General features: G+C 68.3%; 22 protein-coding genes. 12 read left to right on the top strand and 10 right to left on the bottom strand.

All coding sequences use genetic code 11. From position 1 onward, the window contains the following. The first annotated feature begins 541 nt into the window (after nucleotides 1-541). A complete protein-coding gene (locus ON34_RS20030; RefSeq protein ID WP_040781446.1) occupies nucleotides 542-1,348 on the top strand; it encodes a VOC family protein in 807 nt (268 codons plus the stop codon). Nucleotides 1,349-1,396: 48 nt separating this feature from the next. On the opposite strand, the gene ON34_RS20025 is transcribed toward ON34_RS20030, so the two are convergent. Further along, the gene (locus ON34_RS20025) at nucleotides 1,397-2,077 is read right to left on the bottom strand and encodes a response regulator (RefSeq protein WP_083889573.1); all 681 of its coding nucleotides are present in this window, start codon (nucleotides 2,075-2,077) and stop codon (nucleotides 1,397-1,399) included. Continuing rightward, complete coding sequence (locus ON34_RS20020; RefSeq protein WP_245548106.1) at nucleotides 2,074-3,231, bottom strand: sensor histidine kinase; 1,158 nt, start codon at nucleotides 3,229-3,231, stop codon at nucleotides 2,074-2,076. Before ON34_RS20020 ends, ON34_RS20025 begins: the two co-directional genes overlap by 4 nt. A gap of 224 nt (nucleotides 3,232-3,455) precedes the next feature. Between ON34_RS20020 and ON34_RS20015 the strand changes: the two genes are divergently transcribed. After that, nucleotides 3,456-4,376 carry a sterol desaturase family protein gene (locus tag ON34_RS20015; RefSeq protein WP_051022892.1) on the top strand — a complete coding sequence of 307 codons (921 nt, stop codon included), beginning with the start codon at nucleotides 3,456-3,458 and terminating at the stop codon, nucleotides 4,374-4,376. 110 nt (nucleotides 4,377-4,486) lie between these two features. On the opposite strand, the gene ON34_RS20010 is transcribed toward ON34_RS20015, so the two are convergent. Continuing rightward, nucleotides 4,487-5,293, bottom strand: coding sequence for a nuclear transport factor 2 family protein (locus ON34_RS20010; RefSeq protein WP_040781442.1), 807 nt, complete (start codon nucleotides 5,291-5,293; stop codon nucleotides 4,487-4,489). Between the two features lie 195 nt (nucleotides 5,294-5,488). On the opposite strand from ON34_RS20010, the gene ON34_RS20005 reads away from it, so the two are divergent. Further along, a complete protein-coding gene (locus ON34_RS20005; protein ID WP_040781440.1) occupies nucleotides 5,489-6,838 on the top strand; it encodes a TIGR01777 family oxidoreductase in 1,350 nt (449 codons plus the stop codon). Nucleotides 6,839-6,871: 33 nt separating this feature from the next. Here ON34_RS20005 and ON34_RS20000 read toward each other — a convergent pair whose 3' ends face one another. Continuing rightward, nucleotides 6,872-7,723 (bottom strand): MerR family transcriptional regulator, encoded by an 852-nt coding sequence (locus ON34_RS20000; protein ID WP_040781544.1) that lies wholly within the window; start codon nucleotides 7,721-7,723, stop codon nucleotides 6,872-6,874. 239 nt (nucleotides 7,724-7,962) lie between these two features. On the opposite strand from ON34_RS20000, the gene ON34_RS19995 reads away from it, so the two are divergent. The 4 genes from ON34_RS19995 to ON34_RS19980 all read left to right on the top strand — a co-directional run bounded on the left by ON34_RS19995 (nucleotide 7,963) and on the right by ON34_RS19980 (nucleotide 11,607). Next, nucleotides 7,963-8,592, top strand: coding sequence for a lipocalin family protein (locus ON34_RS19995; protein WP_245548105.1), 630 nt, complete (start codon nucleotides 7,963-7,965; stop codon nucleotides 8,590-8,592). Nucleotides 8,593-8,638: 46 nt separating this feature from the next. After that, nucleotides 8,639-9,967, top strand: coding sequence for a cryptochrome/photolyase family protein (locus ON34_RS19990; RefSeq protein WP_040781436.1), 1,329 nt, complete (start codon nucleotides 8,639-8,641; stop codon nucleotides 9,965-9,967). A gap of 368 nt (nucleotides 9,968-10,335) precedes the next feature. Beyond that, complete coding sequence (locus ON34_RS19985; protein ID WP_051022891.1) at nucleotides 10,336-10,731, top strand: hypothetical protein; 396 nt, start codon at nucleotides 10,336-10,338, stop codon at nucleotides 10,729-10,731. A 75-nt stretch (nucleotides 10,732-10,806) separates the two neighbouring features. Further along, nucleotides 10,807-11,607, top strand: coding sequence for a PIG-L deacetylase family protein (locus tag ON34_RS19980; RefSeq protein WP_040781435.1), 801 nt, complete (start codon nucleotides 10,807-10,809; stop codon nucleotides 11,605-11,607). A 118-nt stretch (nucleotides 11,608-11,725) separates the two neighbouring features. Here the strand turns inward: ON34_RS19980 and ON34_RS19975 are convergent, their stop codons facing one another. Beyond that, nucleotides 11,726-12,325: a TetR/AcrR family transcriptional regulator gene (locus tag ON34_RS19975; RefSeq protein WP_218003916.1), complete on the bottom strand. Its 600-nt coding sequence runs from the start codon at nucleotides 12,323-12,325 to the stop codon at nucleotides 11,726-11,728. A gap of 65 nt (nucleotides 12,326-12,390) precedes the next feature. On the opposite strand from ON34_RS19975, the gene ON34_RS19970 reads away from it, so the two are divergent. Continuing rightward, a complete protein-coding gene (locus tag ON34_RS19970; RefSeq protein ID WP_040781539.1) occupies nucleotides 12,391-12,798 on the top strand; it encodes a DUF6463 family protein in 408 nt (135 codons plus the stop codon). Nucleotides 12,799-12,882: 84 nt separating this feature from the next. Here the strand turns inward: ON34_RS19970 and ON34_RS19965 are convergent, their stop codons facing one another. After that, nucleotides 12,883-13,491: a malonic semialdehyde reductase gene (locus ON34_RS19965; protein WP_083889572.1), complete on the bottom strand. Its 609-nt coding sequence runs from the start codon at nucleotides 13,489-13,491 to the stop codon at nucleotides 12,883-12,885. Between the two features lie 33 nt (nucleotides 13,492-13,524). Beyond that, on the bottom strand, nucleotides 13,525-13,944 hold the full coding sequence (locus ON34_RS19960; RefSeq protein WP_040781427.1) for a nuclear transport factor 2 family protein: 420 nt from the start codon (nucleotides 13,942-13,944) through the stop codon (nucleotides 13,525-13,527). A gap of 174 nt (nucleotides 13,945-14,118) precedes the next feature. Between ON34_RS19960 and ON34_RS19955 the strand changes: the two genes are divergently transcribed. After that, nucleotides 14,119-14,901, top strand: coding sequence for an SDR family NAD(P)-dependent oxidoreductase (locus ON34_RS19955; RefSeq protein WP_040781424.1), 783 nt, complete (start codon nucleotides 14,119-14,121; stop codon nucleotides 14,899-14,901). An 18-nt stretch (nucleotides 14,902-14,919) separates the two neighbouring features. Beyond that, nucleotides 14,920-15,411, top strand: coding sequence for an acetyl-CoA carboxylase biotin carboxyl carrier protein (locus ON34_RS19950; protein ID WP_040781420.1), 492 nt, complete (start codon nucleotides 14,920-14,922; stop codon nucleotides 15,409-15,411). A 9-nt stretch (nucleotides 15,412-15,420) separates the two neighbouring features. Here ON34_RS19950 and ON34_RS19945 read toward each other — a convergent pair whose 3' ends face one another. Together ON34_RS19945 and ON34_RS19940 are read right to left on the bottom strand one after the other, a co-directional pair. After that, entirely contained in the window at nucleotides 15,421-15,810 is a 390-nt protein-coding gene (locus ON34_RS19945) for a lipocalin-like domain-containing protein (RefSeq protein ID WP_040781417.1), read from the bottom strand. Between the two features lie 29 nt (nucleotides 15,811-15,839). Continuing rightward, nucleotides 15,840-16,334 carry a luciferase domain-containing protein gene (locus ON34_RS19940; RefSeq protein WP_051022890.1) on the bottom strand — a complete coding sequence of 165 codons (495 nt, stop codon included), beginning with the start codon at nucleotides 16,332-16,334 and terminating at the stop codon, nucleotides 15,840-15,842. Between the two features lie 102 nt (nucleotides 16,335-16,436). Between ON34_RS19940 and ON34_RS19935 the strand changes: the two genes are divergently transcribed. Both ON34_RS19935 and ON34_RS33680 read left to right on the top strand, forming a co-directional pair. After that, nucleotides 16,437-16,805, top strand: a complete 369-nt coding sequence (locus tag ON34_RS19935; protein ID WP_040781406.1) for a winged helix-turn-helix transcriptional regulator — start codon at nucleotides 16,437-16,439, stop codon at nucleotides 16,803-16,805. Nucleotides 16,806-17,014: 209 nt separating this feature from the next. Then, nucleotides 17,015-17,596, top strand: a complete 582-nt coding sequence (locus ON34_RS33680) for a hypothetical protein (RefSeq protein WP_157172348.1) — start codon at nucleotides 17,015-17,017, stop codon at nucleotides 17,594-17,596. A 107-nt stretch (nucleotides 17,597-17,703) separates the two neighbouring features. Here ON34_RS33680 and ON34_RS19925 read toward each other — a convergent pair whose 3' ends face one another. Then, nucleotides 17,704-18,465, bottom strand: coding sequence for an alpha/beta hydrolase (locus ON34_RS19925; RefSeq protein ID WP_040781403.1), 762 nt, complete (start codon nucleotides 18,463-18,465; stop codon nucleotides 17,704-17,706). Nucleotide 18,466: the final 1 nt, after the last annotated feature.

Raw genomic sequence — 18,466 nt, 5'->3', positions numbered from 1 at the left:
CCGGAGCTCCGCGCGGACCATGCTGGGGAGTCGCTGATCTGTCGATCGACCCATGACGGCAGACCGCGATGGTCGTGCCGGGAGTTCCTCGGTGCTGTAGTCATCGATGCCGGAAGCGCTGCGGAGCTCATGGCCGCTGCGAGCTGGGGAAAACCCGATCCGATACGGCCCTGATTCGGGCGGGCGGACCTCTTGACTGGAGGAGAATCTGGAGGAAAATTAGAAGTTACACCGGAGCACCGGACAGTGTCGCACTGTCGACGGAGACGTCTGTTGGCAGTGAAGATACTGATCCAGGATCCGGCTAGGCCCCCGGCAAGCCAGTCGAAACCGGAGTCTCAGCGACGACTGAGGCTTACGGATCGATGGAGACTACCGGGGACTGATCTATTTTGGGGGTCTTTTACCTGGGGGTACGGCTCGGAATCGAGCCCGGAGTGGTCGGCCGAATCGGGCCACCTCAGCGGAGCACCGGTGGTTGACTAGCCGTGTGCCGGCTGTCTCGGCCGCACCTCAGCAACCCATGTCAGGAGGCACCGCAATGCCCACTCATGATGGAAGCTGGCCGCAGGGAACGCCGTGCTGGGTCGACTGCCAGGTCGACGACCCCGCGCGCGCCCGCGATTTCTACGGCGAACTCTTCGGCTGGGAAATCCAAGACAGTTCGCCCGAGGCGGGCGGATACCTCATGGCGATGCGCAACGGCCGCCCGGCCGCTGGCATCGGACCCAAGCCGGAGGGCATGCCGATGCCCTCCGTGTGGACCACCTACCTCGCCGCCGACAACGCCGACACCGTCGCCGAAAAGGTCAACGCGGCGGGCGGCGCCCTGATGATGGCGCCGTTCGACGTCCTCGACGTCGGCCGGATGTTCGTCGCCGCCGATCCCACCGGCGCGGTATTCGGCGTGTGGGAGTCCAAGGCGCACAGCGGCGCGGGCATCTACAACGAGCACGGCGCCTACTGCTGGAACGAGCTGCACACCAGCGACTACAAGAAGGCCCAGGAGTTCTACGCCAACGTCTTCGGCTGGCACTACACCGAAATCGGCGACGGCCAGAACTTCATCTACTCGACATTCAGCCGGACCCAGGACGGCGACGCCATCGGCGGCATCAACGACTCGACCAAGATGCCGGGCGACAATCCGTCCTACTGGCTGGCCTGGTTCCAGGTGGACAACGCCGACAGCGCGCTGGACAAGGCTCGCGATCTCGGCTCGACGATCTTGTCCGGACCCGACGACAGCCCCTTCGGCCGCATGGGCATCGTGCAGGGCGCGCAGGGCGAGGTCTTCGGCATCATCGACCCCAGCACCACCGTCGGCGAACCGCCGACCGGCGCCTGACGCACGACGGCGGGGTGGTGCCGCCACCCCGCCGGTCGGTTGCCCGGCTCAGGGGGATCGCTCCGCGCGCGGCGATCCCGGGGAAACCAGACCGTGCTGGTGGGCATAGACGACCGCGTGGATGCGGTCGCGGACGCCGAGTTTCGCCAGAATGCGGGAGACGTGCGTCTTCACCGTCTCTTCGCCGACACCGAGCATCGCGGCGATCTCGGCGTTGCTGCGCGCGTCGGCGAGCAGCAGCAGCACCTCCAGCTCGCGGGCGGTCAGCTGCCGCACCTCCGGTGGTGTGCGCGGCGGCGCGAGACTGCCCGCGAACCGCGACACCAGGCGGCGGGTCATCGAGGGATCGATCAGCGCGTCGCCGCGCGCCGCGATGCGAATCGCGGCGACCAGCTCTTCCGGGGGCAGGCTTTTGAGCAGGAACCCGCTCGCGCCCGCTTGCAACGCGCGATACAGATTGGCGTCGCTGTCGTAGGTGGTGAGCACCAGGACGTGGGTGCCGCCCGCGGCGACGATCGCGGCGGTGGCGGCCAGTCCGTCCAGCTTCGGCATCCGGACGTCGAGGATCGCGACATCCGGTCGCAGGCGGGCGGTCTCGGTGATCGCGGCGCGCCCGTCGCTCACCTCGGCTACGCAGTCCAGATCGTCCTGGCTGTCGACGACGACGCGCAGACCGGAGCGGAACATGCTGTGGTCGTCGGCGATCAAGACGCGGATGGGCGTGTTCACGATCCTCCGATCGGCATGGAGACCGTGGTGTGCCAGTGATCGGCAGTACGGCCGTAGTCCAGTTCGCCGTCGAACAGCTCCACGCGGCGGCGGATGCCGTTGAGACCACGCGGGACCGAGGTGTCGGCGGGGGCCGGTACCTGGGGAAGGGGATTGGTCGCCCGCAGCACCACCCGCTTCGGGAGGTACTCCACCTCCAGTCGCGCCCGCGTTCCGTCGCCGTGGCGCAGCGCGTTGGTCAGCATCTCCTGCACGATGCGGTACATCGTGAGATTCAGCGACTCCGGTAGGCCGACGGGGGTGCCACACACCGTCACCTCGACCTCCAACCCGGCTTCGCGCACGTGCTCGATCAGGCCGTCGATCTCCGCGAGTCCCGGCTGGCGCTGTCCCTCGTCCTCGCGTCCGTGCAACAGATCGAGCTGGCGGCGCAGGTCGGTCATCGCCGCCCTGCTGCTGGACTCCACGGCCGCCAGCGATTTCCTGGCCGCCGGGCTCGCCGCGCCGCCCAGCGCCAGCCGCGCCGCGCCCGCATGGATGCCGATCGCGCTGACGTGATGGGAGATCACATCATGCAGGTCGCGCGCGATCGCGGCCCGCTCCTCGGTCACGGCGCGCTCCAGCGCGGCCCGGTGCTCCTGGTGGCGCAGCCGGGCGCGCTGCTCGAGGTCGGCGATGTAGGCGCCGCGCGCGGCTGTGTAGCGGCCGACGAGCCACGGCACGCATCCGGCGGCCACGGTGGACGCGAGCAGCAGCCGCCAGTCGTGCGCCGCGGCGCTGTCGGTGAACAGATGCGCCGAGGCGACGCCACAGCACAGGACGAGCATGGTCAGCGCGGATTTCGGACCGGACAGCCACGCCCCAGCGCGATATCCCGCCACCAGGAATCCCACGTCGGCGAACCGGACGGCGAACCCGTACCGATACAGCAGCAGTACGGCGAGCAACCGCACCAGCACCTGCGCCACGGCCACCAAACCGGCCGTCCGGGGCGGCGCGGCCAAGGCCAGGTCGGCGGCGACGACCACGGCGATGGCGGCGGCAGTCTGCCACGGGGCGACGGCGAACACGCCGGACAGCCCGAGCACCACCGCGTCGACGAGTGCGGCGACCACGGCGACCACCAGCGACTGGCGGGCCAGCGATCTGCTCACGTCCACCAGTTCGCCACCGCCTCCGTCTCTGGTCCCGTCGGGTTTCGCGGGCGATCCTAGCGAGCCGGCCCGGCCCTTCCGCGTTTGCCGAATGTCCAGGGTGCCCGCGATCCGGGCCGTCCGCGTCCCCCACGCGGGGGAGGCGGAATCACTCGTCGGCGCGATGTTCGTGCGTGCGGGCGCCCGTAGCGTCGAGACCGACGGCAGACGGTGAAGGAGAACTCATGGGCCGTGTGGAGTTGTTCGTCTGGGCCATTCCGGCGTTCGCGGTGCTGATGTTCGTGGAGTGGATCGCCTACCGGCGCGATCCCGACCGACCGGACAGCAGCGGCTCGGCCCGCGACACCGCATCCAACGTGGTGACCTTCACCCTGAGCCGGTTGGCCAAACCATTGCTGCAGTATTTGCTGCCGTTCTCGGCCGTGGTCGCCGCCGCGGCGGTCACACCGCTGCACCTCTCGCCGCGATCGTGGTGGGTCTGGGCACTCGGCCTGGTCGTGACGGACTTCTGCTACTACTGGGCGCACCGCGCCGACCATCGGGTCCGCCTGCTGTGGACCGCGCACAGCGTGCACCACTCCAGCGAGTACTTCAATCTCTCCACCGCGCTCCGGCTGCCCTGGCTGCACCCGGTGGCCAGCACCCTGCGCGGGGTGGCGTGGGTGCCCGCGGCTCTGCTCGGGTTCCCGGCCTGGATGATCTTCCTGTTGCAGAGCATCGGCCTGCTCTACCAGTTCCCGATCCACACCCAGCGCGTCAAGACGCTGCCGCGCCCGATCGAGTTCCTGTTCAACACACCGGCGCATCACCGTGTCCACCACGGCTCCAACCAGCCTTACATCGACAAGAACTACGGCGGTGTCTTCATCATCTGGGACCGCATGTTCGGCAGCTTCGCCGCCGAATCCGAGCCCATCCGGTACGGCCTCACCACGAACATCGGCACCGACAATCCGCTGAAGGTCAACTACCACGAGCTCGCCGGACTGGTCCGCGACGTACGCGGCGCCACCACATGGCGCGGGCGGCTCGGGTACGTGTTCGGCCCGCCCGGTTGGACCGAGCATCCCCGCTCGGCGCGCGATCGCGTCGAGATTTCGGATCGAGCCGATGACCGTGCCGAAGCCGCGCAGTTGACCCCCTGAGCGCCTCGAGCCACCGCGTACGAAGGCGGCTGCCCGGCCGTACGTGAGTGGGTGCGGCGGCGGGACCGCACACAGGCGAGCGCCGACGATCCGTCTCCTGATCGCTGAGATCAGACGGCGGCGAGATGGAAACGGATGGTTGCTATGCGATTGCTATCCGTTGCGAACTCCACCACCGCGACCCCGGGTGCGTTGCCCAGCCGGACGCTCGCCGTGACCGTGCGGCCTGCCGCGATCACTTTGCTCCAGCGCATATTCCGCGCCCGATTGGTGAATTCTTCCGCCGAGACGGGTGTCCCTACGGGCAATTCGATGTCCGCCCGATTTCCGAGCAGCTCGCGGACCCGGGCCAGGTCGGTGCTCGCCGCCGCGGCGAACACTCGTGTCGTGGCACGCTTTCCGCCGCGGCCGACGCCGCCGAGCGCGCGCATGAGCCCGAGCATTCCGCCGAAGCCCTGGTTGACCAGCAACTGCGGACCGAGCTTCAGCGCGGCGGCGATTCCGGGTGATCCGGTGCGCAGCAGTCGCCGGATCATGCTCCCCAGCTCCCAGTGCGCGGCCAGGTGGGCGATCTGCCAGCCGCCATCCCGCTCGACCAGCCGATAGCGCAGGTGCATCGGGACGAAGACGGTGGCGCCGGTCGACATCGTGGTCTCGATGGTCAGGTCGCGCAGCACCGTCGGCGGGTGCAGGAGGTCTCGGTCGACGTGGAAGGTGATGGTGTTCGGCCCGATGAAGGTGTCGTAGAAGCGTTCGATGGCGGCGCGGCCGATGTGCGGGCGCGAGCCGACCGGGTCGTCGATCTCGGCGTCCTCGGTGAACAGGTCGACCCAGGCCGCCCTGTCGTGCGCGGCGACCGCACGCGGTGATGCCTCGACGGTCGTCAGCAGCGCCGCGAGCGAGGGATCCAGCGGCATGGCGGTACCTCCATTGGTCGGCCGGGACTCGATCCATAGTAGAACAGGTTCTATTTCGGCCACGCCGGACTTCGGGTCGCTGCCCTCGTATCGGACGAATCGGATATAGACCGTCTATTACGGTTTGGAAAGTTTTCGAAACAGCAAACGGTTAGCAAACGCTGCGTTCGGTTGGTTTCGCACTACAGTCGCGATATGGGCATCGAGTATGCGAGCGTCATCGATCTCCCTCGGTCCGAGGTGTTCGCCTGGCACGCCCGCCCCGGCGCGCTCACCCGGCTGGCCCCGCCCTGGCAGCCGGTGTCGCCGCGCGCCGAATCCGATTCGCTCTCCGACGGACAGGCGGTGCTCGGCCTGCCCGGTGGGCTGCGCTGGGTAGCTCGGCACGATCCCAGGGAGTACGACCCGCCGCACCGGTTCGTCGACGAGGTCACCGTCGACGGAATCGGCTCGCTGCCAGCGGGGCTGCTGCCCTGGCGGCACACCCACGACTTCGAGGTCGTGGACGAGCGGCACACCCGCGTGGTGGATCAGGTGGACGCGCCGGTGCCCGCCACGGTGCTGCGCCCCATGTTCGCCTATCGGCATCGTCAGCTCGCCGACGATCTGGCCGCACACGCGTGGGCGGCGCGGGCGGGTTTCGTGTCCAAGACCATCGCGGTGACCGGGTCGTCCGGCCTGGTCGGTTCGGCGCTGACCGCCTTCCTGACCACCGGAGGGCACCGCGTCGTGCGGTTGGTCCGTCACCCGGCCCGGGCCGCGGACGAAAGACACTGGGATCCCCCCGATCCTGCGCCGGATCTGCTCGACGACGTGGACGCGGTGGTGCACCTGGCTGGAGCGTCGATCGCCGGACGGTTCACCGAGCGGCACAAACGGGCCGTAGCCGACAGCCGGATCGAGCCGACCCGCAAACTATCCGAGGTCGCGGCGCGGGCACGGGTGCCGGTCTTCGTCAGCGCCTCCGCGATCGGCTACTACGGCTGCGATCGGGGCGACGAAACGCTGACCGAGCGCGCGATCCGCGGTGACGGCTTCCTCGCCGACCTGGTGGAGAAGTGGGAAGCCGCATCGGCTCCCGCCACCGAATCGGGTGTCCGCGTAGTGCGCGTGCGCACCGGGATCGTGCAGTCCCCGCGCGGCGGCACGCTGCGGTTACTGCGGCCGCTGTTCACGGCGGGCCTCGGCGGGCCCATCGGCGACGGCCGACAGTGGCTGTCGTGGATCGGGATCGACGACCTGATCGACATCTATTACCGCGCGTTATGGGATACCACGCTGACCGGGGCGGTCAACGCCGTTGCGCCGCAACCGGTTCGCAACGCCGAATACACCACAGTGCTGGCCGGGGTGTTGCACCGTCCCGCGCTGCTCCCGGTACCCCGCTTCGGACCCGCACTGCTGCTCGGCCGCGAAGGCAACCGGGAGCTGGCGTCCGCGAGCCAACGTGTCGCGCCGACCCGCTTGGTGGAGGTCGGCCACCGATTTCGCGCGCCTGCCCTGGAATCGGCCTTGCGTCATTTGCTGGGCAGGTGTGCAGGCTGACTCCAGCTGGCGCGTCCATGCATCGAATATGAATCAATTCTTGGCTGAGGAATAAGGCGGTGCGGCGAGTCGATCGGCGGCGTCTCGCAGGTTGCCCACCCGCTCCACGCTCTCCGGCAGGAATGCCGTCTCCCACCCGGGTCCGCCGACCATGACCCGGGCGCCCGCGTCCAGGCAGGCGCGCACCGCGGAGGTCAACGCGGTCGACTCCTGCTGCGACCACAGCAGCACGGCGGCGGGCCGGTCGATCCGGGCCAGGGTGTCGCAGAGCGCGGCGGTGGGCACGTCGGCGCCCAGCATGTGCGCCGCGCTGCCCCGTTCGGCGAGGGTCGCGCGCAGCACCTCCAGCGGAAGGGAATGTGTCTCGCCGCTGGTGCAGGCCAGCACCACCGGCGCCGGTCCGGCCGGCGCCGGTGGTGGATTTGTGCGGTGCAGCACCAAGATGACGCACCAGGACAGCAGATGCTCGACATCGATGCATCGCTCGCCGCCGAGCTGGCGCTCGACGATGTCGGCGAACGCGGGACGGCACAGCAGATCCCAGGTGTCCACCACGCCGAAAGCGCGCACATGCGCCTCGAGCTGATCGGACACCGATCTGACGTCCAGCGCGAACGCCGCGGCCAGCAGCGGCGCGGGCTGGCCGAGCTCAGGCGCGGGCCCGCGCACCGTCGCCGCCGCTCCCGCCGGGCTCACGCCCGCGCGGATCAGGGCGAGCATCCGCTCGAGCATGGCGATATCGGCTTCGGTGTACAGGCGGTGCCGGCCCGGACGGTCTTGCGGCGGCCCGATGTCGTAGCGACGGTTCCAGCTGCGCAGCGTCGCGGTCGGGATGCCGAGGCGTTCGGCGACCGCGCGCACCGTGTATCCGACCGCATCGGACAGTGGAGCGGAACCTGCGGGTGTCGCCCCATCGTTGCGGTCGTCGGCGGGATCCGCCTCATCCGGATGGCGCTCGGGGGTTGGCTTGGGCACGGCATCACTTTCGTCGGGGCGCGGTGAGATCGGGGCCACGCCAGGTCCCAGCCGATCGTGACCGCGATGACCTCTGGGTGCTCGAAACAGCTTGCATCAATTATGCATCGTTATATCCTGAAGAGAGTCGCCGATTACGAGGAGTTGGCATGACCCACAGTTGGATGCTGAGCTCGCCCACCCGCCTGTGGGTGGGAATAGCCGCGGCGGCGGCCACAGTGACTATGGCAGCTGGCGGGGTTGCCGCGGCGCCGATGCCCGCCCAGGTCACCGGGCCCGCGCCGGTGCCGCGGCTGGATGTGGAGCGGTACTCGGGTACGTGGCGTCAACTCGCTGCCGTCCCGCAGTACTTCAACCTGGTCTGCGCGCGGGACACGCAAGCGAACTACTCGCTCGACCCACAGGGCAATATCGCCGTGCGCAACTCCTGCGTCACCTGGACGAACACGCTCAATGAGATCAACGGCACGGCTGTGGTGAACGATCGGGAGACCGGGGCCCAGCTGCACGTCAGCTTCCCCGGTGTGCCGACCCAGGACCGCTTGGAAGGGCCGACCAACTACATCGTCACCGCGCTCGGCCCGGATTATTCGTGGGCGGTGGTCACCGATCCGAGCCGGGTGTCCGGGTTCGTACTGGCCCGCTCGGCCGCACTGGAGGAGGGAGCGTGGCGGGAGGTGCTCGCGGCTATCACGGCGGCGGGCCAGAATCCGTGCCTGTACCTGACCTCACCGACGACGGGTGGCGACTTGCGCATCGTCCCGCTGTGTGTGCGGTGATCCGATTGCTCGGCGCTCGCGAGAGCCGCTCGGAGAATTGCCTCCAATGACCGTCACGATCGCGCTGTTCACCCGCGACCTGCGGGTCCGTGACAACCCCGTGCTGACGGCCGCGCACCGGGAGGGCGCCGCTGCGGTGGTGCCGCTGTTCGTGCTCGACGATGCCATCATCTCCGGCCGCTTCGCCGCGCCGAACCGGGCTGGATTCCTGACCGCCGCACTCGCCGAGCTGGATGCGGGACTGCGGGCAATCGGCGGCAGGCTGGTGTTGCGCCGTGGCGAGGTGATCGCGGAGGTGGACCGGATGGCCGCGCAGGTGCACGCGCACAGTGTGCACATCGCCGCGGATGTCAGCGGTTACAGCCAACGTAGGGAACGCGCGCTGCGCGAGCGCCTGGCACGACGGAATTGTCTGCTGCGCACCCACACCGCGAGTATCACCAGCACCGATCCGGAGGCGCTCGTGCCCGCCACCGGACGCGACCATTTCGCCGTCTTCACCCCGTACTTCCGGCGCTGGTCCATGGCGCACCGGCGCACACCACTCGGCAAACCACGCGAGCTCAGGCTGCCATGGGTGGAAAGCGTCCCGTTGCCGGACGCGGGTGAACTGTGCCCGGGACCGGTCTCGCCGCGGCTGGCCGTCGGCGGGGAACCGACGGGACGAAAAATCATGCGGGACTGGTTGTCGGGACCGATCGAGGACTACGCGGGTCTGAGCGACGACCTCGGCGCCGACGCCACCTCGCGGCTGTCGCCGTATCTGCACTTCGGCTGCGTGTCCCCGGTGGAACTCGTCCACCGGGTGGATATGTCCACCGAAGGCGGGCTCGCGTTCGCCCGGCAGCTGGCCTGGCGCGACTTCCACCACCAGTTGCTGGCCGCCCGCCCGGCCGCGGCGTGGTCGGACTACCGCGACCGCTCGATCCGCTGGTGCGACGATCCGCGGGCCGTGGAGGCGTGGCGGGACGGGCGCACCGGGTATCCGATCGTGGACGCCGGGATGCGGCAGCTGCGTGCGGAGGGCTGGATGCCGGGCCGGGCCAGGCTGATCGCCGCCAGCTTCCTGACCAAGTCGCTGTATGTGGACTGGCGCGTCGGCGCGGAGCACTTCCTGCGCTGGCTGGTCGACGGCGACCTGGCGAACAACCAGCTCAACTGGCAGTGGATCGCGGGCACCGGCACGGACACCAGGCCGAATCGAGTGCTCAACCCGCTACGCCAGGCCGCGCGCTACGACGCGGACGGCGCGTACGTGCGCCGCTGGATTCCCGAGCTGGCTCATCTGCCCGGCGCTCGCGTGCACCGGCCGTGGCGCGAACAGGTCGATCCGGCGGACTATCCGGCACCGATCATCGATGTCGCCGGAATGTGATGTGGGCGTGCTTGATCGGACCGACTCGGCGTGCTCGGAGGTCTGGGCAACCGCCGTCTCACCTGCGCACCACCTGCCTGGAACCGCGTATCGAACTGGGACACCGCGGGAGCTTCCGAATCTCGTTCGGCCGAGCTTGAATTGATGAGTCGAGGATTTGCCACCCCGAGGAAAGGGGCTCGTTATGGGCACCGTCGAAATAGCGATCACCATCGGCCGCATTCTGGACACCCTGCAGAAGGCACTCATTCTGCTCCTCTGGTGATCGCACCGCGGCGCTCGGGCGAGTGGACGAGGGTTGCCCGAGTTCCGGGTCGATTACCTCGCGGGTAATCGACCCGATCGGTGTTTTCGGCCAGGCTCGGGACATGGCGACGAACATCATCCGGCAGTCCCGCTCCCCGCTGGCCGGCGCGCTGCGCGGCCTCGCGGTCGGTCGCGTCGCACTCGGCACGGCCGCTCTCGTGGCGCCGCGCGCACTGACCAGGGCGCTGGGCGTGCTTCCCACACCCGAACTCGACTACATGACGCGGATATTCGGTGCCAGAGCGGTCGCGCTCGGCCTCGGCTACCTGACCGCGCCGCAAGAGGAATTGCCACGCTGGCAGCGCCTCGCCCTGATGGTGGACATTCTGGACACCACCCATGGGGGTGTGCGCGTGGCACGCGGTGACGTCCCCCGCCCGGCCGCTATCGCGATGGTCGCGTTGACCGGCGGCTACATGCTCGTCGGCGCCACCAAGCTGGCCAGGGACCTGTTGTAAGCGAGCTGGAAGCGCAGCGTGCACTCGCGAGCGCCAGCGAGGCGGAGTCGTGGGCGTCGCTGGCACACTGGGGCGATGGCGACCGTTGTGGCATTCCACGCGCATCCGGACGACGAGACGCTGCTGACCGGAGGAACACTGGCGGAACTGGCCGCCGCCGGGCACCGGACGGTGATCGTGGTGGCGACCGACGGTCACATGGGCGATCTGGATGGCCGGAAAGCCGTGCGGCTCGGCGAATTGGAGGACAGCGCCGCGGCATTGGGCGCGGCCAGGGTGGTGCACCTGGGTTATGCCGACAGCGGTCACGGCGCTGTGCTGTACGCGGACCCGCCGGATCGGGTGCGCTTCGTGCGCGCGGATCCCGAGGAGGCGGCCCAGCGGTTGGCCGCGATCCTGCACGAGGAGAATCCCGACGTCCTACTCAGCTACGACCGCAACGGCGGCTACGGACACCGCGATCACGTGCGCGTACACGAGGTCGGCAAACGCGCGGCCCAACTGGCCGGGGTGTCGCGCGTCCTCGACGCCACGTTGCCGCGCGAAAACTTCACGCGCCCAGCGCGTTTACTCGAACGATTCCGTATTCCGCTGCGCTACGACCCGGCCGCCCTCACCACCTTGTACAGCCCGCGCTCGGAAATCACCCACCGCATCGACGTGAGTCGCTTTGCGGCCCAACGCAAAACCGCACTGTCCGCCCACCGCTCGATCATCGAGGGCTCCAGCCGCTTCGCCACCATCGCACGCGCGCTACTCCACACGCCCACCCCACTCCTCGCTCGTATCATCCACTGGGAATGGTTCGCCGAAGAAGGCGCCGCCCCAACCTCCAGCACTCCACTGTCCGACATCTTCCAGCCCGCCCATCGCTGAACCGGCCAGAACCGAGCGGCCGCGCCCATGGCAATGGCAGAAGCCCCACCGCCCAACCGTGCCATGCGCATGGGCAGTCGAGACAGTCCTCGTCGGTGGTGTACTGGCTCCTGTCGAGCTAGCCGGAGGTCTCGGACAGCAGTGCGCTGGCGGTGGCTTCGGCGACGGAGTGGGTGAGGGTGGGGAGTTTGTCGCGGTCGCCGTCCAGGATCAGGAGCCAGGCGAAGATCGGGCCGAGGAGGAGTGCCTGGACGGTGGTCGGGTCGGGGAGGCTGGGCAGTTCGCCGCGGGTGACCGCGCGGTTGAGCACCTCGGTGAGGACGAGTCGTTCGCGTTCGAGGAAGGTCTCGGCGAAGCGGGTCGCCAGCGCGTCGTCGGCGTAGATGTCGGCGAGCAGACCGGCGAGAACATCGGTCGGGGCGCGGCCGAGTTGGGCGGCGATGACGCGGGCCACCGCGGCCAAATCGGCACGCAGAGAGCCTGCGTCGGGCGGCGGTTGCTCCCGCATGTCGTGCACCACGACGGAGAAGATCATTTCCTGCTTGGTCGCGTACCGGCGGTAGATCGCGGCCTTGCCGATACCGGCCCGCGCCGCCACCGCGTCGACGGTGAGTCCGGCGTAGCCGCGCTCGGCCAGCAGCTCTCGGGTGGCCCGGACGAGGGCGAGATCCACCTCACTGTTGCGGGGACGGCCCACGCCTTGTTTCGGTTTCGGCACGCTCCTACTATACGGAACCATCAGTATCGAAACTAATAGTTCCGTAATGGATGGGTGGATCGCACATGATCAAGTGGGCAGGTGGCCTTCTCGTGTTGCTCGGATTCGGGCACACGCTGGGCAGTTACGTCTTGACGGCGTCGGAGCACGGGGATTCGTGGTTCAGCGCCGAGCTGTGGCAACCGGAGGAGGGGATCACCGAGATGAGTTCGGCCATGGGTTCGTTCTGGCTGACCACGGGCAGTTTCGGCGTGCCGCTGATCGTGCTCGGCATGGTCGTCCTGTGGCTGGATCGCCGCGGTATCGTGCCGCCGTCGTTCATCGCCTGGACGCTGGGCGTCTGGTCCGTGGTCGGCGCCGTGATGCTCGAGCCAGCCCCCTGGGTGCTCGCCTGGATCGCGGTCGGGCTGCTGGCCCTCGGCGCTCGGCGCGCACGCTTCACCGAATCGACGCCCCAACTCAGCGGCGTGTGAACCAGACGGTTTCGCCGGGTGGTGCGGGGGCGACGATGCCCGTGAGTTGTTCTCGCGGGCATCGACGACTCGGACCCCGACCGGCTAGATCGTGTTGACCACCTCGTCGTAGTCCAATCGCGGCGAGCGCGGGAACCAGGCGTTCGGGCCCGGCTTGCCGATATTGACTACGACGAGACCGGTGTGGTCGCCCTCGGGGAAGAAGTCCTTGTCCAGCCCCGCGCCGTCGAACCCGTTCATCGGGCCCGCCGCCAGCCCCGCCGCGCGGATACCCAGGATGAAGTAGCCGATCTGGATCAGGGCATTGAACCGCGCCGACTCGGCCCGGTAGTCCGCATCGGCGAAGTAGTCCTTGGCCTCGGGCGCGTGTGGGAACACCTTGGGCAAGTTGTCGTGGAAATTCAGGTCAGCGGCGAGGATCGCCGACAGCGGCGCGGCGGCCGTCTTCGGCTTGTTGTTGTCGATCATGTGGGTGACCAGCCGGTCCCGCGCCTCCTGGCTGCGCACCAGCACGATCCGCAGCGGCTGCTGGTTCATCGAGGTTGGCCCGTACTTCACCAATTCGTAGATCGCGCGGATCTGCTCGTCGGTGACCGGCTCGTCGGTGAAGGTATTCGCCGTGCGGGCCTCGCGGAAGAGCAGATCCTGGGCCTCGGCGGCGAGCGTGAGCAAGACTGGCTGAACGGAGTTCACGTAATTTCTCCTCGAAGAGTGTTTCGGGGACGGTCAGTCGTGGACGACGCGCCGCGATCGGGTCAGCAGCGCTCCGTCGACGCGGACGAGCACGTCGTGCACGACGCAGCTCGGCGCGATCTCGGGCTTGCTGTTCGGGCGGATCTTCACCACCAGGCAGTAGGCGGTGGACACGATGGTCCCGTCGTCTTGGGGTTGCAGGTTGATCATGTTGAACCAGTGCCTGCGCTGCATCGGGTCGGTCTCGAAGCGCTTGTGGAACTCGACCAGGTCCGCGATGATGCCCGCCCTGGTGCGGGCGGGCGGAATCCCCGGCGAGTGCTCGAATTCCGCGTCCTCGGTGAAGGTCTCGGCGTAGCCGGGGATGTCGCGGTTGTCCAGCCGCTGCATCTGCTCGGCGTAGAACTGCTGGACCTCGGCGTACAACTCGGTGCGGCTTGCGACAGTGGTCATGGTTGCTCCCTAGGGTTGCGGCGGGGCGCGGCTGCACGCCACGGTGGCCGACGCCGCTAGAGCATCGGTCGAGCCGCAGCCCGCGGCCGTCGGTTGACCGGATCTATAGGACGCGCGACGACCCTGGTGGTCGAAAAGCCCGGCGAGTTCGGAAGATCGACCGATGGAGGAGTCATGGCGGAAAATCGGCGCGTCGCGCTGGTCACCGGAGCGACCAGCGGAATGGGCCTGGAGATCACCAAAAGCCTGGCGGCCCAGGGCATTGCGGTGTTCCTCTGCGCTCGCGACCAGCAGCGGGTGACCGACACGGTGAAGAGCCTGCAGGACGAGGGCCTCGAGGTGGACGGCACCGTCTGCGACGTGGCCGACGCCGCGCAGGTCCGCGAGTACGTCGACGCGGGCGTGCGGCGCTACGGCCCGATCGACATCCTGATCAACAACGCCGGTCGCAGCGGCGGCGGCGTCACCGCGCAGGTGACCGACGAACTGTGGTTCGACGTGATCAACACCAATCTCAACAGCGTCTTCCTGATGACGAAGGCGGTGCTGAACGCGGGCGGAATGCTGGAGCGCGGCAGCGGCCGCATCATCAACATCGCCTCCACCGGCGGCAAGCAGGGCGTGGTGCACGGCGCCCCGTACTCCGCGTCCAAGCACGGCGTGGTCGGTTTCACCAAGGCGCTCGGCTTGGAGCTGGCCAAGACCGGGATCACCGTGAACGCGGTGTGCCCCGGATTCGTGGAGACGCCGATGGCCGAGCGGGTGCGCGAAGTGTATTCCGGCCTGTGGGGTGTCGACACCGACGAGGTGCACGCCCGGGTCAGCGCGCGGGTGCCCATCGGTCGTTACGTGCAGCCGTTCGAGGTGGCGGCGATGGTCGACTACCTGATCGGCCCCGGCGCGGGCGCGGTGACGGCACAGGCGCTGAATGTCTGTGGCGGACTCGGCAATTACTGAGCGGAAGGAGTCACGGCAATGACCGCACTCGACGAGAACGCCGAAGCCCGCGCCACCGGGCACGACGATTACCTCCGGGTCCTGGACGCCATACAGACGGGTGCGCTGCAATTGCTCGCCGGTTTCCCGCGGCAGCCGAGCGCGCTGCGCTTCCAGGTGGGGGAGGTGACCGTGGAGGCCGAGTGGCAGGCCGTCGCGACGCCGTCCATACCCGCGACCGTCACCGAAGCCCCGGTGGAACCCGTTGCGGCGCCGGAGAGCCCGGCCATCGGCGCGGTGGTGCGCGCACCGAGTGTGGGCGTGTTCTATCGCTGCCCCGAGCCGGGCGCGGACCCCTTCGTCGAGGTCGGCGACCGGGTGCGGGCCGGACAGCAGATCGCCATCGTGGAGGCGATGAAGCTGATGATCCCGGTGACCGCCCAGACCGGCGGCGTGATCACCGGGATACTCAAGGAAGACAACGAACCGGTGCAATTCGACGAACCCTTGTTCTCGTATTCTCCGGAATGACGGTGGATTTCAGGCAGGCGGGCGGCTGCGTCGCCAGGTGAGCACCCGGCGTTGGGTCCGCCCGCCGACCTGTGCGGAGCCGATCAGTCTGAGCACGTCTCCGGTCAGCGACATCTGGCGCACCTGTTCGGTGTCCGCCCACGCCGGGTTGGAACACACGCTGATCGCGTGCACCACCTGCGTGCCGGATCGCCGCCAGGTGCCCGCGTAGCCCATGAACGGCGTCGCGCCGGCGGCGCCGTCCGTGCGCATCATGCTCACCGACATGTAGCCGTGCGCGCCGTAGATCAGCAGGCCGCGTGGCGCGTCTCCCAGCGGTCCCTGGCTGGTCATGTCGTTCTCGTCGATGTCGAAGTAGGACACCAGTTCCCATGTCCCGACCAGATCGGTAGCGTTCATGGGCCCAACGATGGCGGCCGACGCTCTAATCACGCTGTAGCCCGACCGCGGGCGAAGCGGTGACTGATCCGGACCAGCCGCCAGATGACGTCCAGTTCCTCGTGGTCGCGCGGTCCGTACACCATCACCAGCGTCCCGGGCAGGAACCCCTGCCTGGCCATCGGGTGCAATTCCGCCCAGCCCTGCTGGACAGTCTGCGTCACCACGTCTTTCGGCAGGCACAGGTGCAAGCTGCCATCGCCGTGTCCGTGCAGGTGGGCGAACTCGGTGCCCGCGAGATAAGCCTCGCCGGGCCCCTGGGCCAGCACCGGCCGCAGGTGCAGGGCGCGGGTATCGGGCAGCGAGACGCCGCTGCGGCCGAGCAGGACGCCATCCAGCGTGGTCATCCGGGACCACAGCTCCTCTTGCAGCTCCGGCGGTGCGATCTGACTGAGCTGCTGATGCGGGTTGTGCTCGCGGGTCCGCGGCCGGTCGCCGGAGCGGCGCGGCAGGTCGAGTCGCCCGTCCACTGTTGTCGTCGTCATGACTGTGCTCCCTTCGGTTTTCGCGTGCTCGCGTCCCTGGAACCACAGTACTTTCCAAAGTATAGTAGTAACCAAGCGGAAAGTGACTAACCGGGAGGACGCATGACGACCGTGCCCGACATCGACCCGTGCCCGATCACGCCGGTCATCGATCTGGTCTTCGGCCGCTGGTCGACCCAGGTCCTGTGGGTTCTCACCCACGACGGCCGTCTCCGTTTCACCGAACTCCAGCAGCGCATCCCCGGTCTCACCCCCAAGGTCCTCACCCAGCGCCTACGTCAACTCGAACGCGACGGGTTGGTCTCGCGGACCTACCACGCCGAAGTCCCGCCACGGGTCGAGTACGAGGCGACGCCCCTGGCCAAGACACTGACCCCGGTGTTCAGCAGCATCGTGGAATGGTCCAGCAGGCACCTCGGCGAGGTCCTCGCGGCACGCGCCGCCTACGACGCGGGTGGGGACTCGAGCTGAGTGGCGGGTCGCAAACCGGCCAGCTCTCCGGCACTGAGGTCCTGCAACGCCGTCGAATATGGATCGACCACGTGCGGCGCAGGTCCCGTAATCGCTGGAAGCAAGCCCTGACGAGCGGAATAACGGGCAGGCCAACCGGTTTCGCGGCCGCTGCCACTCGAGCGGGTTCGGTTATTGTGGCTGGTGCTGCCGCACCGAGGGGAATTCAAGTGTCCAACCCGTACCACCCGCCGAACTGGGGGCCGCAGCAGGCGCCATGGCCCGGCGGCCAGCCACCCTATTACCCCAACACCGGGCAGCCGTGGCCGTACCCTCAGCCGCGTCCGTATCCGCAGCGGTCGCCGAGCCCGGCCATGGCGTATGTGTCGGGCGGATTGTTCATGTTGTGCGTCCTGCTGTGCGCCGTTCTCGTCGTTTCCGGTTTGGCTGTTGTTCCCGGTTGGGATGGCCCCTACCTGCACAACGGGTCCATGCTGGACGCTCTCATCGGCGCGGCGCTCGTCGAGTACACAACCGGCTCTCTGGATTTCGCGGTGTACGTGACCATCATTGTCGGCGGCGTCTCGGCCGTGTTCACGATCCTGTTGGTGGTCCGGCTGGGATTTGCCCGATGGATCCTGGCAGGCATCGGCGCACTGGTGAGCCTCTATTACGTCTACGGTCTGATCCGGCTGGTCGACCTGGGCGCTGCCGCCGAGCACTTCACCTGGATCGGCATAGCCCAGCTTGTTTGGCTGACGGCAACCGTCACCACCCTGCTACCGGGTACCTCTCGCGCCATGCGCGGATAATCGCCCCGCGGCCATGGCCTACCACTGATCGCTGCTTGCCGCGTCCGTGCAGTCGGAAGACGTTGTGCAGCAATCGGGCTTTCGGAAGAGGCGACGCAGGAGCAGGCCTATGGTGCGGCTGCCGGGCGAGGTGCCAATGCGAGGAGATGCGCGGCCAGTTCGCGCGGCATGGTGATCATGCAGTCGTGGCCGGTCGGAAGGACGAGCAGGCGGTCCGGTGGGAGTTCGGTGGGCGGGAGAGTGCGCGGCATAGAAATGCGCATGGCTTTGAAGGCCTCGCCGCCCTCGCTGCAGTAGACGTGTGACACTGGAATAGACGCCAGCGCTTCGGGATTCGTCAGTTTCATCGGCTGCTGGAAAGTTTTCAGGGACTGCGGCGTCTGCATCGATGCCAGCCAGCTGAGGTCGGGTTCCTCGGTGACGCCGTAGAGGCCGCCGTCGTCCATGGGTTCGGTTTGCGGCGGCACGCGCCAGCCGTCGCCGTGGGCGGCGGCCGCTGCGGTGAAGGCCTCCACCATGCCGGGCATGATGTCGGCGACCGCTTCGCCGTCGCGGGGGACGAAGGTATCGATGTAGACGAGTTCGGCGATGCGGTCCGGTACGGCGTCGGCCAGCGCGGTGACGACGATGGCGGCGTAGCTGTGGCCGACCAGGACGACATCGGTGAGGTCCTCGGAGGTGACCAGGTCGATCGAGTCTCGGACATGGGTGTCGAGGCCGACGTCGGCGGTGAGCAGGTGGGCGCGGTCGCCGAGACCGACGAGCGAGGGGGCGAGGACGCGGTGTCCGGCGTCCTCGAGCAGCGGGGTGACCCGCTGCCAGACCCATCCGCCGTGGAAGGCGCCGTGGACGAGCAGGTAGGTCGACACG

This window comes from Nocardia pneumoniae NBRC 100136 (genome assembly GCF_000308755.1).
GTDB lineage: Bacteria > Actinomycetota > Actinomycetes > Mycobacteriales > Mycobacteriaceae > Nocardia > Nocardia pneumoniae.
Note: the sequence above shows the minus strand (reverse complement) of the source record. Positions and strands in the feature narration are given on the sequence as shown.

Excerpts from the sequence above, each read along its gene's own strand:
- ON34_RS19950 (WP_040781420.1), top strand. The coding sequence starts at position 14,920 with ATGACCGCACTCGACGAGAACGCCGAAGCCCGCGCCACCGGGCACGAC.
- ON34_RS19995 (WP_245548105.1), top strand. The coding sequence starts at position 7,963 with ATGACCCACAGTTGGATGCTGAGCTCGCCCACCCGCCTGTGGGTGGGA.
- ON34_RS20015 (WP_051022892.1), top strand. The coding sequence starts at position 3,456 with ATGGGCCGTGTGGAGTTGTTCGTCTGGGCCATTCCGGCGTTCGCGGTG.
- ON34_RS20005 (WP_040781440.1), top strand. The coding sequence starts at position 5,489 with ATGGGCATCGAGTATGCGAGCGTCATCGATCTCCCTCGGTCCGAGGTG.
- ON34_RS19980 (WP_040781435.1), top strand. The coding sequence starts at position 10,807 with ATGGCGACCGTTGTGGCATTCCACGCGCATCCGGACGACGAGACGCTG.
- ON34_RS19935 (WP_040781406.1), top strand. The coding sequence starts at position 16,437 with ATGACGACCGTGCCCGACATCGACCCGTGCCCGATCACGCCGGTCATC.
- ON34_RS19955 (WP_040781424.1), top strand. The coding sequence starts at position 14,119 with ATGGCGGAAAATCGGCGCGTCGCGCTGGTCACCGGAGCGACCAGCGGA.
- ON34_RS20030 (WP_040781446.1), top strand. The coding sequence starts at position 542 with ATGCCCACTCATGATGGAAGCTGGCCGCAGGGAACGCCGTGCTGGGTC.
- ON34_RS19940 (WP_051022890.1), bottom strand. The coding sequence starts at position 16,334 with ATGACGACGACAACAGTGGACGGGCGACTCGACCTGCCGCGCCGCTCC.
- ON34_RS19990 (WP_040781436.1), top strand. The coding sequence starts at position 8,639 with ATGACCGTCACGATCGCGCTGTTCACCCGCGACCTGCGGGTCCGTGAC.
- ON34_RS20010 (WP_040781442.1), bottom strand. The coding sequence starts at position 5,293 with ATGCCGCTGGATCCCTCGCTCGCGGCGCTGCTGACGACCGTCGAGGCA.
- ON34_RS19960 (WP_040781427.1), bottom strand. The coding sequence starts at position 13,944 with ATGACCACTGTCGCAAGCCGCACCGAGTTGTACGCCGAGGTCCAGCAG.
- ON34_RS19985 (WP_051022891.1), top strand. The coding sequence starts at position 10,336 with ATGGCGACGAACATCATCCGGCAGTCCCGCTCCCCGCTGGCCGGCGCG.
- ON34_RS19945 (WP_040781417.1), bottom strand. The coding sequence starts at position 15,810 with ATGAACGCTACCGATCTGGTCGGGACATGGGAACTGGTGTCCTACTTC.
- ON34_RS19970 (WP_040781539.1), top strand. The coding sequence starts at position 12,391 with ATGATCAAGTGGGCAGGTGGCCTTCTCGTGTTGCTCGGATTCGGGCAC.